The following is a 13,689-nucleotide window of genomic DNA, read 5'->3' as shown; positions in this document are numbered from 1 at the left end:
GCCGTAACGTTATGGAGTCGACGGGTGCGGAATCGTCACCGCACGGAGGACATTCGCCGGTAGCTCGCTCGGGGGACAGGTCAGTGGTTCCGGCGCTGGACGTACAGGCGGTTGCCCTTCGGTCCCGTCCATTCCACCCGCACGATCCCGGGCACCGCCGTGTCGCCGACGCGTGACGGGTCGGCCCAGTAGCCGAACCTGGGGTTGCGGAAGAACGTCGCCCACAGCTTGCCGTTGTGGTCCACGAAGAAGTTGTTGTGGCCGGCGCCGACACCCACGGTCCACCGCTTCGAGTACGGTCCCTCGAAGGTGTCCGAGACGGCGACTACCGCGTCGTAGTGGTACTGCGCGCGACCGGTGCCGGGTGGGTCGTAGGCGTACCGGGTGCTGCCGTCGGCGTTGGTCGAGGTCCGGTTCCAGGCGGCCTGGAGCAGGAAGTACTTGCCCCCGTACTTGAACACGTACGCGCCTTCGAGATACGGCTCGGGCGAGTAGGGCGTCTGCTGGAACTGCGGGAGGTTGGTGGTCGGGACGATGTCCTCCATGTCGTCCCGGAACTTCGCGTACAGGTGGTTGTGCAGCACCAGCCAGGCGTCGTCGCCCTCGGAGTAGAGGCTGCCGTCGATGTGGTGGTAGGCGCCGGGCAGGATGAAGCTCGGCCCGCCGGTGACGGGGTCGCCGAAGGGCTTGTCGTGGTTGCCCTGGACCAGCCGGTACGGGCCTTCGGGCCCGCCCTCGCTCACGAGCATGAACGAGCCGACCTTGTGCGCGTGGTCACCCATGCAGGCGACGATGTACCACTTGCCGCGGAAGTAGTGCACCTCCGGCGCCCAGACATCGCCGCGCTTGCCGAACTGGTCGTCGGTCCAGTACTCCTGCCACGGAGCGACCACCATGCGGCCTGGCCGGTTCTCGTCGACGAACTCGGGCGACCAGACCTTGCCCTTCTCGGCGCCGGGGCGGATGCCGGTGGTGTCGGCCAGCTTCCACGGCCCGCGCAGGGACGGGGACACCCACATGAAGATGCCGTCGTTCCACGGGGCGGCGGCCGCGACCCCGGGCGCCCGGGTGGTGCCGGTGGCGACGTAGATCGGACGACCCTTCACCACGAAACAGTTGACGTACGTGTCCCGCATCCAGACCCGGCCGAGCTCCTTGTCACGGGGGCGGAGTTCCAGCGGGAGGATGAGGGAGTTGTCCTCGCGCGGCCACAGGTCGAGCCGGGTGTCGGCGAGGCCGTAGGGCTCGAGGTCGGGCCAGTTCGACGGGTATCGCTTCATCGAGGTGCTCGCCTGCGCGGCGGTCGCGGGCAGTGCCGCCGTTCCCAGAAGGCCGGCGGCTCCCGCCAGCAGGGAGCGTCGGCCGACGGTCAATCCGTTGGTGGAATCAGTCATCAGTTAGGTCCTCCGCATCAGCGCGGTCCGTTCGGTGCGCAGCTTGCGGGTGAGTTTTCCCAGATGGCGATATATCGTCAATAACCCGGAAAAATTAATCGGTGATCGCGCAGGTAGGTCACAGCACCCGGTCGAGCAGCCTCAGGGGGATTCGCACAGCCTGTTGAGCTCCGCGGCGTCTGTGTTGATATCCGCGATCACCTGGTTGGGATCGCCGCCGGTCATGCCGGTCAGGCGAAAGTTCAGTTCCTGGAATTCGCGGGCCAGCAGAGTGATCTTCGCCCCCACCACTCCTTCCGCGTGGAAGGCCGCACCCATCAGGTCGCTGTACGTCTGCTGAGCCGCGGCCGTCTGACTGCTGCGGACGGTCCCGGCGTTCCGGCGGTATGCGGTCAGCGCCGCCGCCGCCTCGTCGCAGCCGCCGGGCCGGACCGCTGACAGCGGTGAAGAGGAAACCGGGGCCTCTCGCGTGGGGCTCGGTGGTTCGGGCGTGCTGGACTCGGGCGATGGTTTCGGGGTCCGTCGTGCGTGCCGGGTTTTGACCGGTTCTGGTGACGATGACTCCGGGGCCGGGGTGGGGGCCACGGTATCGGGCTGGGCCTGGGGTTGGGGTTGCTGCGGCGGGGTCGGCGGCGCCAGGTACGCGGCCAGCGCGACCACGGCGGCGATCGCGGCCGCCAGAGCGCTCACTGCCGTCCAGTTCAGGCGCGAGCCTGCTCCTCCGCCCGCCGTCGGCGGCTGCGTTGATCCGCTCCCCGTCATGTCCTCATCGTGGCCGAGCCGCCGAGCTCGGTCCAGAAGATCTCCTGCTCTGGCCTGATCAGGCGAAATCTTGCGCAAGAAGACTCTCGACAGAGCATGACACTTATGCCATGGTATCACCATTCCATTTGTGGCACGGTTAACTTCGTTACGACGACGGGCACATTTGATGAAGCTTGAGATCCTTCTCCTCGGAGCGCTGCTCAACCGTCCCAGCACGGGCTATGAGCTGAAGAAGTTCTTCGACACGCACGGCCGGTTCGCGCGCTCGAACACGACCATGAGCCAGGCCTACCGGACGCTGGCCTCGATGGAGGAGCGCGGCTGGGTCGAGCACACGATCGAGGAGCGCCCCGGGGCGAGCAACGCCAAGCGCTACCACGTGACCGAAGAGGGTTACACCGTCTTCATCGACTGGCTGACGCGCCCGTACAACCCGCCCACCCGTTTCGGAGATCCCGACCTGCACGCACGTCTCGGCTACGCCGGCTTCATGACGGTCGAGCAGGTGATAGCCCTGCTCGACATCGAGATCAACACCCGGGTGGCGGAGGTGGCGCGTTACCGCCACCGTGACCGCACCCGGTTCGACGAGCCTCCGCCCGGCTACGACGTCCAGCTCGGCGCCCAGATGGACGAGTGGCTGCATCGGCGCGGCGCCGAGGCGATGGACCACCACATCGCCTCCCTCATCGAACTGCGCCGGCGCCTGCTCGACGGGGAGCCGCTCAATCAGGACTCCCCGCCCACCATCGTGTGGACGGAGGAGACGTCGCGATGAGGGCGATCATCGTCATGTTCGACAGCCTGAACCGGCACATGCTCTCGCCGTACGCCGACACGTTCATCGACGCGCCGAACTTCGCCCGGCTGGCGGCACGGGCGGTGACGTTCGACCGCTTCTATGCCGGTTCGATGCCGTGCATGCCCGCGCGGCGCGAGATGCACACCGGACGGTACAACTTCCTGCACCGCAGCTGGGGCCCGCTGGAGCCGTTCGACGACTCCATGCCGGAGCTGCTCAAGCAGGCAGGGGTGCACACGCACCTGGCCTCCGACCACCCGCACTACTGGGAGGACGGCGGCGCGACCTACCACACCCGCTACAGCACATGGGAGTTCTTCCGCGGCCAGGAGGGCGACCCGTGGAAGGGCGTGGTCGGTGACCCCCCGAAGGGCCCGGGCGACGCGATGAAGCGGCAGGACGCGGTCAACCGCACGTACATGCCGACCGAGGCGGAGCACTCGCAGACCCGGACCGTGGACGCGGGCCTGCACTTTCTCGAGACCAACGTGGACGCCGACCGGTGGTTGCTGCAGATCGAGATGTTCGATCCGCACGAGCCGTTCTTCACCCACCAGCGTTACAAGGACCTCTACCCGCACGACTACGACGGCCCGGAGTTCGACTGGCCGCCGTACCAGAAGGTCCTCGAACCCGGTGACCAGGTCGAACACGCCCGCAACGAGTACGCCGCCCTGGTCTCGATGTGCGACCGCTCGCTCGGCCGGGTCCTGGACTTCATGGACGAGCACGCCATGTGGGACGACACGCTCCTGCTGGTCAACACCGACCACGGCTTCCTGCTCGGCGAGCACGGCTGGTGGGCCAAGTCGGTGATGCCGTGGTTCAACGAGCTGGTGCACCTGCCGATGTTCCTGTGGGACCCACGCACCGGCGGCCGGGACCAGCGCAGGGACGCGCTCGCGCAGACCATCGACATCGCACCGACCGTGCTGCGCTACTTCGGCATCGAGCCGACCCCTGACATGCAAGGCGCGGACCTCGCCCAGGACGAGCCCCTCCGTGAGGGCGCGCTGTTCGGCATCCACGGCGGGCACGTCAACGTCACCGACGGCCGCTACGTCTACATGCGCGCCGCCAAGGAGCAGGCCAACGGCCCGCTCGAAGAGTTCACCCTCATGCCCACCCACATGCGCGCCCGCTTCTCGACGCAGGAGCTCAAGGAGTGGGAGCCGGCCGAGCCGTTCACCTTCACCAAGGGTGTACGCACCATGCGGATACCGGCCTCGCCCTCGTGGATGAACCCGTGGCAGCACGGCACGCTCCTGTTCGACCTCCAGGAGGATCCGGTGCAGGAAACGCCGATCGTCGACGACGACGTGGAGCTGCGGATGGTCGAGCTGCTGCGCCGCCTCATGCTCGACAATGACGCGCCGCCCAGCCAGTACGAGCGCCTGGGCATCCCGCGTGACGGTGACATCGAGCCCAAGCACCTCCTGGTCCGCGAACAGCGCGAGCGCGCGACGGCCGTCGCCGCGCCCCTTCCCGCGATGGAGACCCTGCACGCCCCGGCTTTGCTCCGCGCCCCGCTCCTGGAGCTCCTGCGGATCACGGGGGCCAAGGACGTCCTCGCGCAGGAGGCGCCCGCGCTGGTGCAGTCGGAGCTGCTGTCAGCCCCCATCTCCATGACCCTGCTGGACCTCGCCCGTTACGGCTACATACCCGCCGCGGTACTGCGCCGCATCGACGAGCAATTCGCCCTTCTCACGGCACCACCCGGCGTCTCAGCCCCCTGAGACGGCGTTTGCTTTATCGCACCACTGCAGACAGGACTCCCCATGGATGCCAGCGCCTCCACCACGTCCGTCCAGCCAGGAGCGGCTCAGGCCGCCAATGTCCCCCACCGCTGGCGCAATCTCGCCGTCGTCTCCGGCGTGAGCGTCGTCGACGGCACCGAAGCCGGCCTCATCAACACCGTCTTCCCCACGCTGGCGGTCGCGCTGCGGCTCAACAGCGGACACCTCGGCCTCATCGCCGCCCTTGGCAAGATCGCAAGCGTACCCGCCGGACCATTCTGGATCTGGCTGTCCGGCCGGATCGGCCGGCGCGCCACCCTGGCCGCCACGACGGTGACCGGCGGCCTGTTCGGCATCGCCGCCGGCTTCTCGCAGAACTTCGTCCAGCTCCTGATCTGCTGCACCCTCATGTCCGCCGCCGTGATCGGCGGCTCTCCCATCGCCATGGCCGTCATCGCCGACTCCTTCCCCGACGAGCAGCGCGCCCGGGCCAACGGCATCTTCTTCAGCTCGATCCAGCTCGCCGGCATCGTCCTCGGCCCCATCATGGCCGCCTTCGTCGCGATGCCGGACGGCTGGCGCTGGGCCCTGTGGACGCTCGGCGGCGTCTGCATCGTCGCCGGATTCGTCGTCCTGGCATTCTTCAAGGATCCCGGCATCGGAGCCGCCGAGCAGCAACTCGCCGACCTCACGCGTGAGGACCGAGCGAAGGCGAAGGTCACTTTCGTCTCCGTCATCGGACTGTTCCGCATCCCCACCTACGCCGTGATGATGCTGAGCCGGCTCCTGTCCGGGCATCTGCTGATTCTCATCTTCGGCGTCCAGTTCCTCGTCACCGAGCGCGGCATCCCCAACTCCACCGCCATCCTGGTGGCGCTGCCGTTCGGCATCGGCTACAGCGTCGCCACGCTGGGCGCCGGATTCATCCTCCCCCGCCTCGACCGGCTCATGCCGAGCAGAGGCCGGGTCGTGATGCTGCAATTCGCGCAGATCGCGTTCGGCGTCATCGCCTTCTTCGGCACTCAGTTCCGGTACGAGACGATCACCGTCTACGCGGTCTTCTGGGCGCTGCTCGGCGCCTGCCAAGGGCTGAACCCGCCGGTCAACCGGCCCATCGTGGCCGCCGTCGTACTGCCCGAGCTGCGCGGACAGGCGTTCGCGATCTGGCTGACGGTGTTCGAGACGATCGGGTGGGCGCTGTTCTCGCTCCTGGCCGGCGCGCTCGCGGCGGCGATCGGCATCCAGGGCGTGTTCTTCTGGGTCCTGGTCGTGCTGATGATCGTCAACGGTCTCCTGCTCTCGGTCCTGTACTTCACCTATCCACGAGACGTCGGCCGGGTCAGCGAGACGCTCGACGTCCGTCGCCGGCAGACGCTCTCGGACTGACGCTTAGAAGGGCGCCGTCGCCTCCTGAGGCGGCGTACATCACCTTCGCCTACTCCGAACTGTCCGTGCACGTACCCGACCCGACCCGGCCCGAGGCGCGCGTCGAGGTCACCGTCACCAACACCGGCGCGCGTGAGGGCGCCGAGGTCGTCCAGGTGTACGTCAGCGACCCCGTCTCTGACGTGGACCGTCCCGTACGCGAGCTGCGCGGCTTCCGCAAAGTGCGCTTGGCGCCCGGGGAGAGCGCCCGCGTGGTGATCGAGCTCGACGCCCGCGCCTTCAGCTACTGGAGCACCCGGCACGGGCGATGGGTGGCAGAGCCGGGCGAATACGGCGTACACGTCGGCCTAGGCCTTTGGTTGCCGACTACTTCCGCCGCCCAAGCCGGGCCTGGCCTGGCTGGAAGAGGCCGCCATCGTCTCCGCTGACGTGACGCTCCTCACCCGGTGTTCTTTCTGTATTCCTCGACCAGCTTGTCGTACTCGGATGGGGAGCCGGCGAACTTCGTGACGCCCGTCTTCGGATCGATCGTCACGAAGTACAGCCACGGCCCGGAGTCCGGCTTCAGGGCAGCCGCGATGGCGTCGGTCCCCGGGTTGCAGATGGGACCGGGCGGCAGGCCGAGGCGCGCGTAGGTGTTGTATGGCGACCGGCTCTTGAGATCCTCGTTCGATGCCGTGGCGCCGAACTTGTTCAGGCCGTACAGGACCGTGCTGTCCATCCGCAGCTTCATCTCGGGTGCGTGCTTCAGCCGGTTGTAGATCACCCGTGCGATCTTGGGCATGGCGCGCTTGTCGAGCGACTCGGCCTGGACGATACTGGCGATGGTCAGGATCTCCAGTGGCGTACGGCCGACCCGCCTGGCACCGTCCACCAGGTTGCTCTCCTCGGCGGCGCGATTGAAGCGTGTCACCATCGCGGCGAGGATCTCGGCGGGGCGCGACGTGGGCGAGACCTCGTAGGTTCCGGGGAAGGCGAATCCTTCCAGCTCGCCCTTGGCGTAGGCCGGAAGACCGAGCGCCCTGCCGTCCTTGGCGGCCCGCTCGAACTCCACCAGCGGTCTGCCGGTGGCGGTCGACAACTGCTTCAAGATCTGTGAGAGCCGTAGTCCTTCCCTCACAGTCAGGGTGATCTGTCCCTGTTTGGTGTCCACAAGCGTCTCTCCAGAGCCCTGCCCGGCGACGTCCTTGGAGACGGAGGACAGCCCCTGGACCACGAGCGTGGATCCGACCGCCATCACGGTTACGGCCGCCGCTGCCGCCAGGGCGAGGCCGCGCCGACGGGGTCGACCTCGGTTGACCTGGAGGAACCGGCCCGGTGGAGGCGGCTGCTCCTCATGGGCCATGTCGGAGAGGGTCTCTCGCAGCAGATCCTCGATGTTCATCCGAACTCCCTCACGGTGCTCAGTTCAGGTGCGGCCTTCTTCAGGCGCTCCAACGATCGGTAAATCTGGCTGCGCACCGACCCGACCCTGACGCCGAGCAGCCGCGCGATCTCGGTCTCGGACAGGTCTTCGAAGTAGCGCAGCACGAGCATGGTCCGCTGCCGGGGTGTCAGCCGGGCAAGAGCCGCGCGCATCACCAGGCGAAGATCAACCATCTCGGCGTGCCCATCGCCGATCTGCTCGGGCAGCCATCCGGTGGACACTTCCGCGACGCGGGAACGGCGCCGCCACCAGCTCACCTGCTCGTGGTACATGACCCGGCGGACGTAGCCCTCGATGGCCGCGGTGTCGCGCAGGCCGCGCCACTTCGCGGCGGTCTTCGCCAGCGCCGACTGGACCAAGTCCTCGGCGGCGTGCCGGTCACCGGTCAGCAGGTACGCGGTACGGAACAGCGCTCCTGATCGATCGATGACGAACTCCCGGAAGTCCGCCGCAAATCCTGGATCCACCTGTCCTCCTCGCGATGTCGCCAAGCAAGGACGCGGACAGGGGGCCGATCTATGCCGCCATGGCCGAACTGATCCGCGTCAAGGCGCTCAGTCGCCGAGGTGTGAGGCCCCGCCCCGACGGGGCCTCGGGTGTCAGCCGGAGGTGAAGCTGAGCCGCGTCGTGTGTTCGGGGAGCTTGACGGTCAGGGTGCGGGTGGCGCTGTCATAGCGGTACGCGTCGGCGGGCAAGTCCTTGGGAGGTGCGGCGTTCAGGAAGTTGAGCGTCCATTGGCGCGCCTTGCCGCTGATCTTCACGGCGCGCCGCCCTCCTGACTCCGAGTATCGGATCGTGGTCTTGTCGTACAGCGTGTACGAGCCGGAGGCCCCCGAGGCGATGTTCAGGGTGAGTTTGTCCAGGGGGTTCTGGACGTCGTTGGCGACGTCAGCGGTCCTGATCGGCAGGATGCCCCCGGCCTTGACGAACACGGGCATGGTATCGAGGCCGGTGGTGATGTTCCGGGTGGTGCCACCGGTGTAGGTCTGGCCGGTGAAGTAGTCGGTCCACTGTCCGGGCGGGAACCACACCGAGGTCGTGGCCGTGGCGCCGGGCGTGGTCACGGGCGCGACCAGGAGGTCGGGGCCGTAGAAGTACTGGCCGGCGGCGGTGGCGTACGCGTTCTCCTCTTCGGGATATTCCAGGTATGTCGGGCGGACGATCGGGACGCCGGTGGCGTTGGCCTCCTGGGCCAGCGTGTAGGTGTAGGGGACCAGGTTCTCCCTCAGGTTGAGGAACTTCTTCGCCGAGTCCTTCGCCGCGGTCCCGTACTGCCAGGGCAGCCGGTCGCCGTGGTTGCTGTGCAGGCGGTCGATGGGCTGGAAGGTGCCGAACTGGACCCACCGGGCGTACAGGTCGTCGGGCAGCTTGCTGGTCCGCCTGGTCTGCCCGTTGTCGAGGTAGGTCTCCGAGCCCTGCAGGCCCGTGGTGTCGTTGTGGCCGCCGATGTCGTGGCTGATGGACGACATGCCGGTGGCGGCGGATTCGCCGGGCGTGTAGCCGACCTCCGCCCGGAGGGTTCCCCAGGTGGAGGACGTGTCTCCGGTGAAGTGGACAGTGCTGCGCTTGTCGGCCCACGGGCCGGTGGGCAGGCCCGAGCGGCCGGCGTACGAGCCTGTCTGGAGGGAGCCGAAGGCGCGGGAGAGCACGAAGCCGCCGTTGGCCGCGGCGTACTGCTGGTGGATCCAGGCGTCAGGGGTCACGCCGGGCAGCGAGGACTGCGAGGCGTCGCAGCACCAGTCGAGCCACCAGAAGTCGTTGCCCTGCTGATCCATGGTCTTGTGCAGATCCATGTACGCCTTGAGCTGGTCGGGGTCGCCCCAGTCGAAGGTGTAGCAGTTCGCGCCCGCGGCCCCTGCGCAGCCGCCCTTGCGGAGTTTGCCCTTGGCCGTGGCCTGTGCCTGGGTGAACTGCGGGTCGTCGCCGACGATGCTGGGATGGACGTTGAGCGTGTTGTGCAGGCCCTGGGCGGCCGACCAGTCGAAGAACGCCTTCGGGTCGGGGAACTTCGCGCGGTCGATCTGCCAGCCGCTCCAGGTGTTGGGCGATTTGAAGTCGGTGTCGGTGACCAGGACGTCCAGCGGGACGCCCTCGGAGCGGAACCTGGGCAGGATCGTGTTCTGGTAGTCGGCCGCGGTGCGGTCGATGTACTCGGAGTACCACACGCCGTACGCCCAGCGGGGTAGCAGCGCCGGCGGCCCGGTCAGGGTGGACAGGTCCGACAGGGCGCGCTTGTAGTCGTGACCGTAACCGAAGAAGTAACCGTCCTGGTACGCCCTGCCGCCGGGCCGCTGGGTGACCTTCCCGGTGGCGGGGTCGTACAGGGCGGAGGGTGTGTCGTCGAGCAGGTACCAGCCGTCCTTGTGCAGCAGGCCCGGAGTGGTCGGCGGGGTGCCGTTGTCACCGTTCACGTTGTCGAGGCTGCGGCGGTAGCCGCCGAGCGGGAGGTGGGGCGGCGGGGCGGCCGTGCCGCTGGGGGTCACCGCGAGCGTGTCCGCGTTGACGCGGCAACCGGAGGCGCTGGGGCAGGTGAGGGTGATGTCGTTCGTGCCGGACTTGAGGGCGATCGGGAGGGCGGCCGTCGCCCAGGTGTCCCAGTCGGCCGTGATCGGGAAGGTCATCTGCTGCGTGGCGCCACCTGTGGTGACGGTGGCCGTTCGCGTCTGGTGCAGGCCGTCGCCGCCGACGCCGTTGGCGTAGCGGATGTGCAGCGTGTACGTGCCGTCGGCGGGCACGCCCACCAGGCGGGTGGCCAGGCCGGCGCCCTGGTTGAGTTCGGCGACGAAACCTCTGCCCGAGTAGCCGGCGTGGTCCTGCACCACCTTGGCCGTACCGGCGAGCCCGCCCGCCTCGGCCTCGCAGCTCGTGCCGTACGCGCAGGGAACGGTGGCTCTGGCCGATGGTGGCGGATATGCGGCGCCCGGTGGCAGCAGCGCGAGGCTGTCGATGTTGACGTTGCCGGAGTCGGCGGCTGTACGGGTCAGCGTGATCATGTGCCGTCCCGCGGCGAGCTGCACTCCCGGGGTGGCGATGGCCCAGGTGTCCCAGTTCGCGGTCACAGGCAGGGTCACCGTCTGACCGGTGCCCCCGTCCACCGACAGGGTGAGCGTGCGCGGCGTGTGCTGGCCGTCGCCGCCGACGGCGTTGGAGTAGCGGATGGCGAACTGGTACTGCCCTGACGTGGTCGCGTTCACGTCCGCGGACAGCTCGTTGCCCGTGCCCTCGAAGCCGGCCAGGAAACCCGCGCCGGTGAAGCCGGAGTGGTCGGTGGCGACAGCCAGCCCGCCGTACGAGAGGTCCTCGGCCTCGCAGAGGGCTCCGGCGGGGCAGGTCAGTTGTTGCCATGGGGCGGCGGTCGTGGTCTTCAGGCTGACCGAGAGGTTCTGCGGGGTGAACGGGCCCGAACCGACCTGGTAGCGCAGGGTGAGCGCGCTCGTCCTGATGGTGAGCCAGCCGTTCGACGTACTCGATGTGAAGGGCGTTGCCGGAAAGGCGCCGCGCCCGACGGCGTTGAAGGTCGGAGTGTCGAGGAATTTGGCGTCGCCCGCGTACTCGGTCCTTATCAGGGTTGGGGACAGCACTTCGAAACGGGCGTTTCCTGAGGTCACCGCTTTGATCCGGTTGCTGTCTGGCATCGCCTCCGCCGGAGCGGGGGCGATGCCTGACATGGCCACCACGGTGATCGCGACGGCTACGAGGCGCAGGAAGGGGCTTGGTCGCACTGGGCGGCTCCTTAGTCACGTTCGATCGGACAGCGGACCGAATTTGACTGCTTTGCCGCAACTATTGACCAGACTGATCGACTTGACAAGATCGGGGGGACATATTGATCGGATCCGGTCAGTGAGGTATGTGAATCGGTCAGTAGAGGTGCGGATCTCGGCGCGGTGGCCGGAGACGATCTTGTGTCCAGCCGTACGTCCTGCCGTGATCAAGGCGTGGAAGGCTCCTCCCGTCCATCCTGTCGAGAACACCACCGATCTCGTCCGCTGGATGATCCGCGTCCGGGACGACCTGCCAGAGGCGGCTTACACGCTCAAACGCGCGCCGCACAACTGGCACTAGCGCCCCATCTCCCACTCACTGCGCGCCGTCGGCAACTGTGTGTAGCCGCAGCCGATGTTGCCGCGCCCCCGGAGCGGGCCGTTCTGCCGTCAGTGCCCGGCCGACGTCATAGTGCACGACGTGCCTGGTCAGGCACTGTAAGCGCCACCGGAACACCTGTCAGATGGCGTACGGCCAGGGCTGTCAGATCGCGTGTGGACAGGCTGACAACACCGATCTCCTTGTGGACACGTTGGGTAACCGGCGAAGTTTATCCCGCCGCCCAGCAAACCACCCCAGGAGTAACGATGAAGTTGGCCTCATGCGCCGCTGCCCTCTTGTCGGCCGCCCTGCTCACATCACTGGCCGAAGGGTCCGTGATGTCGGCGGCCGAGGCGGCCGGCATGAGGGCCCTTCCGAGCGTGAACATGGAAGCCACCGTCAAGGCGGCCCTGATCGACCCGAGGCGGCCTGACACCACGCAGACCCCGGGTGCCAAAGCCAGTGTGCTCCTCGTTGAGCAGGCGCTGCGCGACCGGAGCCTGCTCGACGCGAAGTGGGTGGACGGTTACTTCGGCTCCACGACGGTCACCGCCTATGCGAAGTACCAGAAGTCGCTCGGCCTTACCGGTCTCGACGCCAACGGCCTGCCGGGCAAGGGGTCGCTCGCCAAGCTCGGAGCCGGCCGCTTCACCGTCACCGCCACCGTCGACCCGGGCGCCCGGGTGTCCTACGGCGCCGCCGTCATCAACACCCGTACCCGGAACATGCTGGCCGAGGCGAAGCGCCTGCTCGGCCGCGATCTCGCGCTGGACCAGGGTTCCTACAACCCCGGCGGCGACCCGACCTCCGTGGGCACCCACGATGGCGGCGGCGTCATCGACGTCTCCGTAAAGGGGATGACCGCCGCCACCCGCACCGCGGTCTGCCGCGTGTTGCGCCGGGTCGGCTTCGCGGCCTGGGTGCGCAGCCCCCAGCAGGGCGACTGGCCGTGGCACATCCACGCCGCCGCCATCAACGACACCAGTCTTTCCAGCCAGGCACAGCACCAGATCGGTGACTACTACCTGGGCCAGAACGGGCTCGCCAACCGCGGGCCGGACGACGGGCCGAAGGTGACCATCCGCACCTGGGAGGAGTACCAGCGCCGCTGAGTCCTCCGAAGCCAAGCTCCGCTGACCATCCGAGACCTTGAAGCACCGCAGACAAAGGAGAAACAGCATGAGAACTTTCACCAGGATCCTCACCGCGACGACCGCCGCGATGGCACTGAGCGGAACGGTGCTGGCCACCGCGACGCCCGCCTCGGCAGCCGGCCGCGACGGCGTCTGTGACAGCGGCGAGTTCTGCTACTACTTCAACAGCAACAACCAGGGCTCGGTCTCCGACTTCACCGGATCGGTCTCCGACTACGACACCACGCAGCCCACCTGCTACGACTTCAAGGGCCCCGGCGAGGGCAAGGGCAAGTGCATCAAGAACGCCGCCGCCTCCGTCTGGAACCGCAGCAGCAAGAAGGTCCGCGTCTACTTCAACACCGGCAATACCGGCACTTATCAGGACTTCGCCGCCGGCGCCAAGGGCAACCTGAACGCCAGCCTCAAGAACCAGAACGCCTCGCACGAGTTCAACCCGTCGTCAACAGCGCGCACCAACATGTCGTTCGCGCTGTACGCGTCCTCCGGCGGCGGGATCACCTGCGGCTTCGACGGTTACACCTCCACCTCCGGCCGGCATGAGGGCATCGACATCGCCCGCGGCATCGGCGCGGATGTTCACAACCTGGTGGCGGGCACGATCACCAATGTCCAGTTCGGATCCACCGGCCGGGCTGGACTGTCCACGATCGCCGTCTACAACGCCGCGGCGAACAAGACGGTGATCTACCTGCACTCCGCTCCGCGGTCCTCCCTGCGTGTGGGCCAGTCGGTCAGCCGCGGCCAGATCATCGCTGACGAGTCGTGGCACGGGGTTTCGAGCAGTGCGTCCGCGCACACCCACGTCGAGATGCGCCCCGGACGGCAGACGCGGGCGTCCAAGAGCGTCGGCGACCCGACCCTGGAGAACCCGAACCCGACCTCGTTCTGGAACTCCCAGGGCTACAACGTCCGATAACGACCCGCGACCCGCTGACAT

At 67.7% G+C, this 13,689-nt stretch carries 12 protein-coding genes; 7 read left to right on the top strand and 5 right to left on the bottom strand.

Features of this window, described 5'->3' with window-relative positions; genetic code table 11:
* Positions 1-80: 80 nt before the first annotated feature.
* A complete protein-coding gene (locus ACGFJ2_RS22800; RefSeq protein WP_393471227.1) occupies positions 81-1,394 on the bottom strand; it encodes a family 43 glycosylhydrolase in 1,314 nt (437 codons plus the stop codon).
* A 141-nt stretch (positions 1,395-1,535) separates the two neighbouring features.
* Positions 1,536-2,084 (bottom strand): hypothetical protein, encoded by a 549-nt coding sequence (locus tag ACGFJ2_RS22795; RefSeq protein WP_393471224.1) that lies wholly within the window; start codon positions 2,082-2,084, stop codon positions 1,536-1,538.
* 241 nt (positions 2,085-2,325) lie between these two features.
* Here ACGFJ2_RS22795 and ACGFJ2_RS22790 point away from each other — a divergent pair, with 241 nt between their 5' ends.
* The 4 genes from ACGFJ2_RS22790 (at position 2,326) to ACGFJ2_RS22775 (ending at position 6,511) form a co-directional block, all read left to right on the top strand.
* Positions 2,326-2,937, top strand: a complete 612-nt coding sequence (locus ACGFJ2_RS22790) for a PadR family transcriptional regulator (RefSeq protein ID WP_357939520.1) — start codon at positions 2,326-2,328, stop codon at positions 2,935-2,937.
* Positions 2,934-4,697, top strand: a complete 1,764-nt coding sequence (locus tag ACGFJ2_RS22785; protein WP_393471221.1) for a sulfatase — start codon at positions 2,934-2,936, stop codon at positions 4,695-4,697. Before ACGFJ2_RS22790 ends, ACGFJ2_RS22785 begins: the two co-directional genes overlap by 4 nt.
* Positions 4,698-4,739: 42 nt before the next feature.
* The gene (locus ACGFJ2_RS22780; protein ID WP_393471218.1) at positions 4,740-6,083 is read left to right on the top strand and encodes an MFS transporter; all 1,344 of its coding nucleotides are present in this window, start codon (positions 4,740-4,742) and stop codon (positions 6,081-6,083) included.
* A gap of 65 nt (positions 6,084-6,148) precedes the next feature.
* Positions 6,149-6,511, top strand: coding sequence for a fibronectin type III-like domain-contianing protein (locus ACGFJ2_RS22775; RefSeq protein WP_393471215.1), 363 nt, complete (start codon positions 6,149-6,151; stop codon positions 6,509-6,511).
* Positions 6,512-6,522: 11 nt separating this feature from the next.
* On the opposite strand, the gene mltG is transcribed toward ACGFJ2_RS22775, so the two are convergent.
* From mltG to ACGFJ2_RS22760, 3 genes are all read right to left on the bottom strand, one after another.
* On the bottom strand, positions 6,523-7,467 hold the full coding sequence (gene mltG / locus ACGFJ2_RS22770; RefSeq protein ID WP_357939512.1) for an endolytic transglycosylase MltG: 945 nt from the start codon (positions 7,465-7,467) through the stop codon (positions 6,523-6,525).
* Positions 7,464-7,976, bottom strand: a complete 513-nt coding sequence (locus tag ACGFJ2_RS22765; RefSeq protein ID WP_358532627.1) for a SigE family RNA polymerase sigma factor — start codon at positions 7,974-7,976, stop codon at positions 7,464-7,466. Before ACGFJ2_RS22765 ends, mltG begins: the two co-directional genes overlap by 4 nt.
* Before the next feature lie 132 nt (positions 7,977-8,108).
* Positions 8,109-11,231, bottom strand: coding sequence for a TIM-barrel domain-containing protein (locus ACGFJ2_RS22760; protein ID WP_393471210.1), 3,123 nt, complete (start codon positions 11,229-11,231; stop codon positions 8,109-8,111).
* 130 nt (positions 11,232-11,361) lie between these two features.
* Between ACGFJ2_RS22760 and ACGFJ2_RS22755 the strand changes: the two genes are divergently transcribed.
* From ACGFJ2_RS22755 to ACGFJ2_RS22745, 3 genes are all read left to right on the top strand, one after another.
* Positions 11,362-11,574 carry a hypothetical protein gene (locus ACGFJ2_RS22755; protein ID WP_393471208.1) on the top strand — a complete coding sequence of 71 codons (213 nt, stop codon included), beginning with the start codon at positions 11,362-11,364 and terminating at the stop codon, positions 11,572-11,574.
* A 287-nt stretch (positions 11,575-11,861) separates the two neighbouring features.
* On the top strand, positions 11,862-12,707 hold the full coding sequence (locus ACGFJ2_RS22750) for a peptidoglycan-binding protein (RefSeq protein WP_393471205.1): 846 nt from the start codon (positions 11,862-11,864) through the stop codon (positions 12,705-12,707).
* 67 nt (positions 12,708-12,774) lie between these two features.
* Positions 12,775-13,668, top strand: coding sequence for a peptidase inhibitor family I36 protein (locus tag ACGFJ2_RS22745; RefSeq protein ID WP_357939504.1), 894 nt, complete (start codon positions 12,775-12,777; stop codon positions 13,666-13,668).
* The last annotated feature ends 21 nt before the right edge of the window (positions 13,669-13,689 follow it).

Origin of the sequence: Nonomuraea sp. NPDC049028 (genome assembly GCF_043197735.1) — a bacterium.
Classification (GTDB): domain Bacteria; phylum Actinomycetota; class Actinomycetes; order Streptosporangiales; family Streptosporangiaceae; genus Nonomuraea.
The sequence above is the reverse complement of the archived record's forward strand: the minus strand, read 5'-3'. Positions and strand labels throughout refer to the sequence as shown.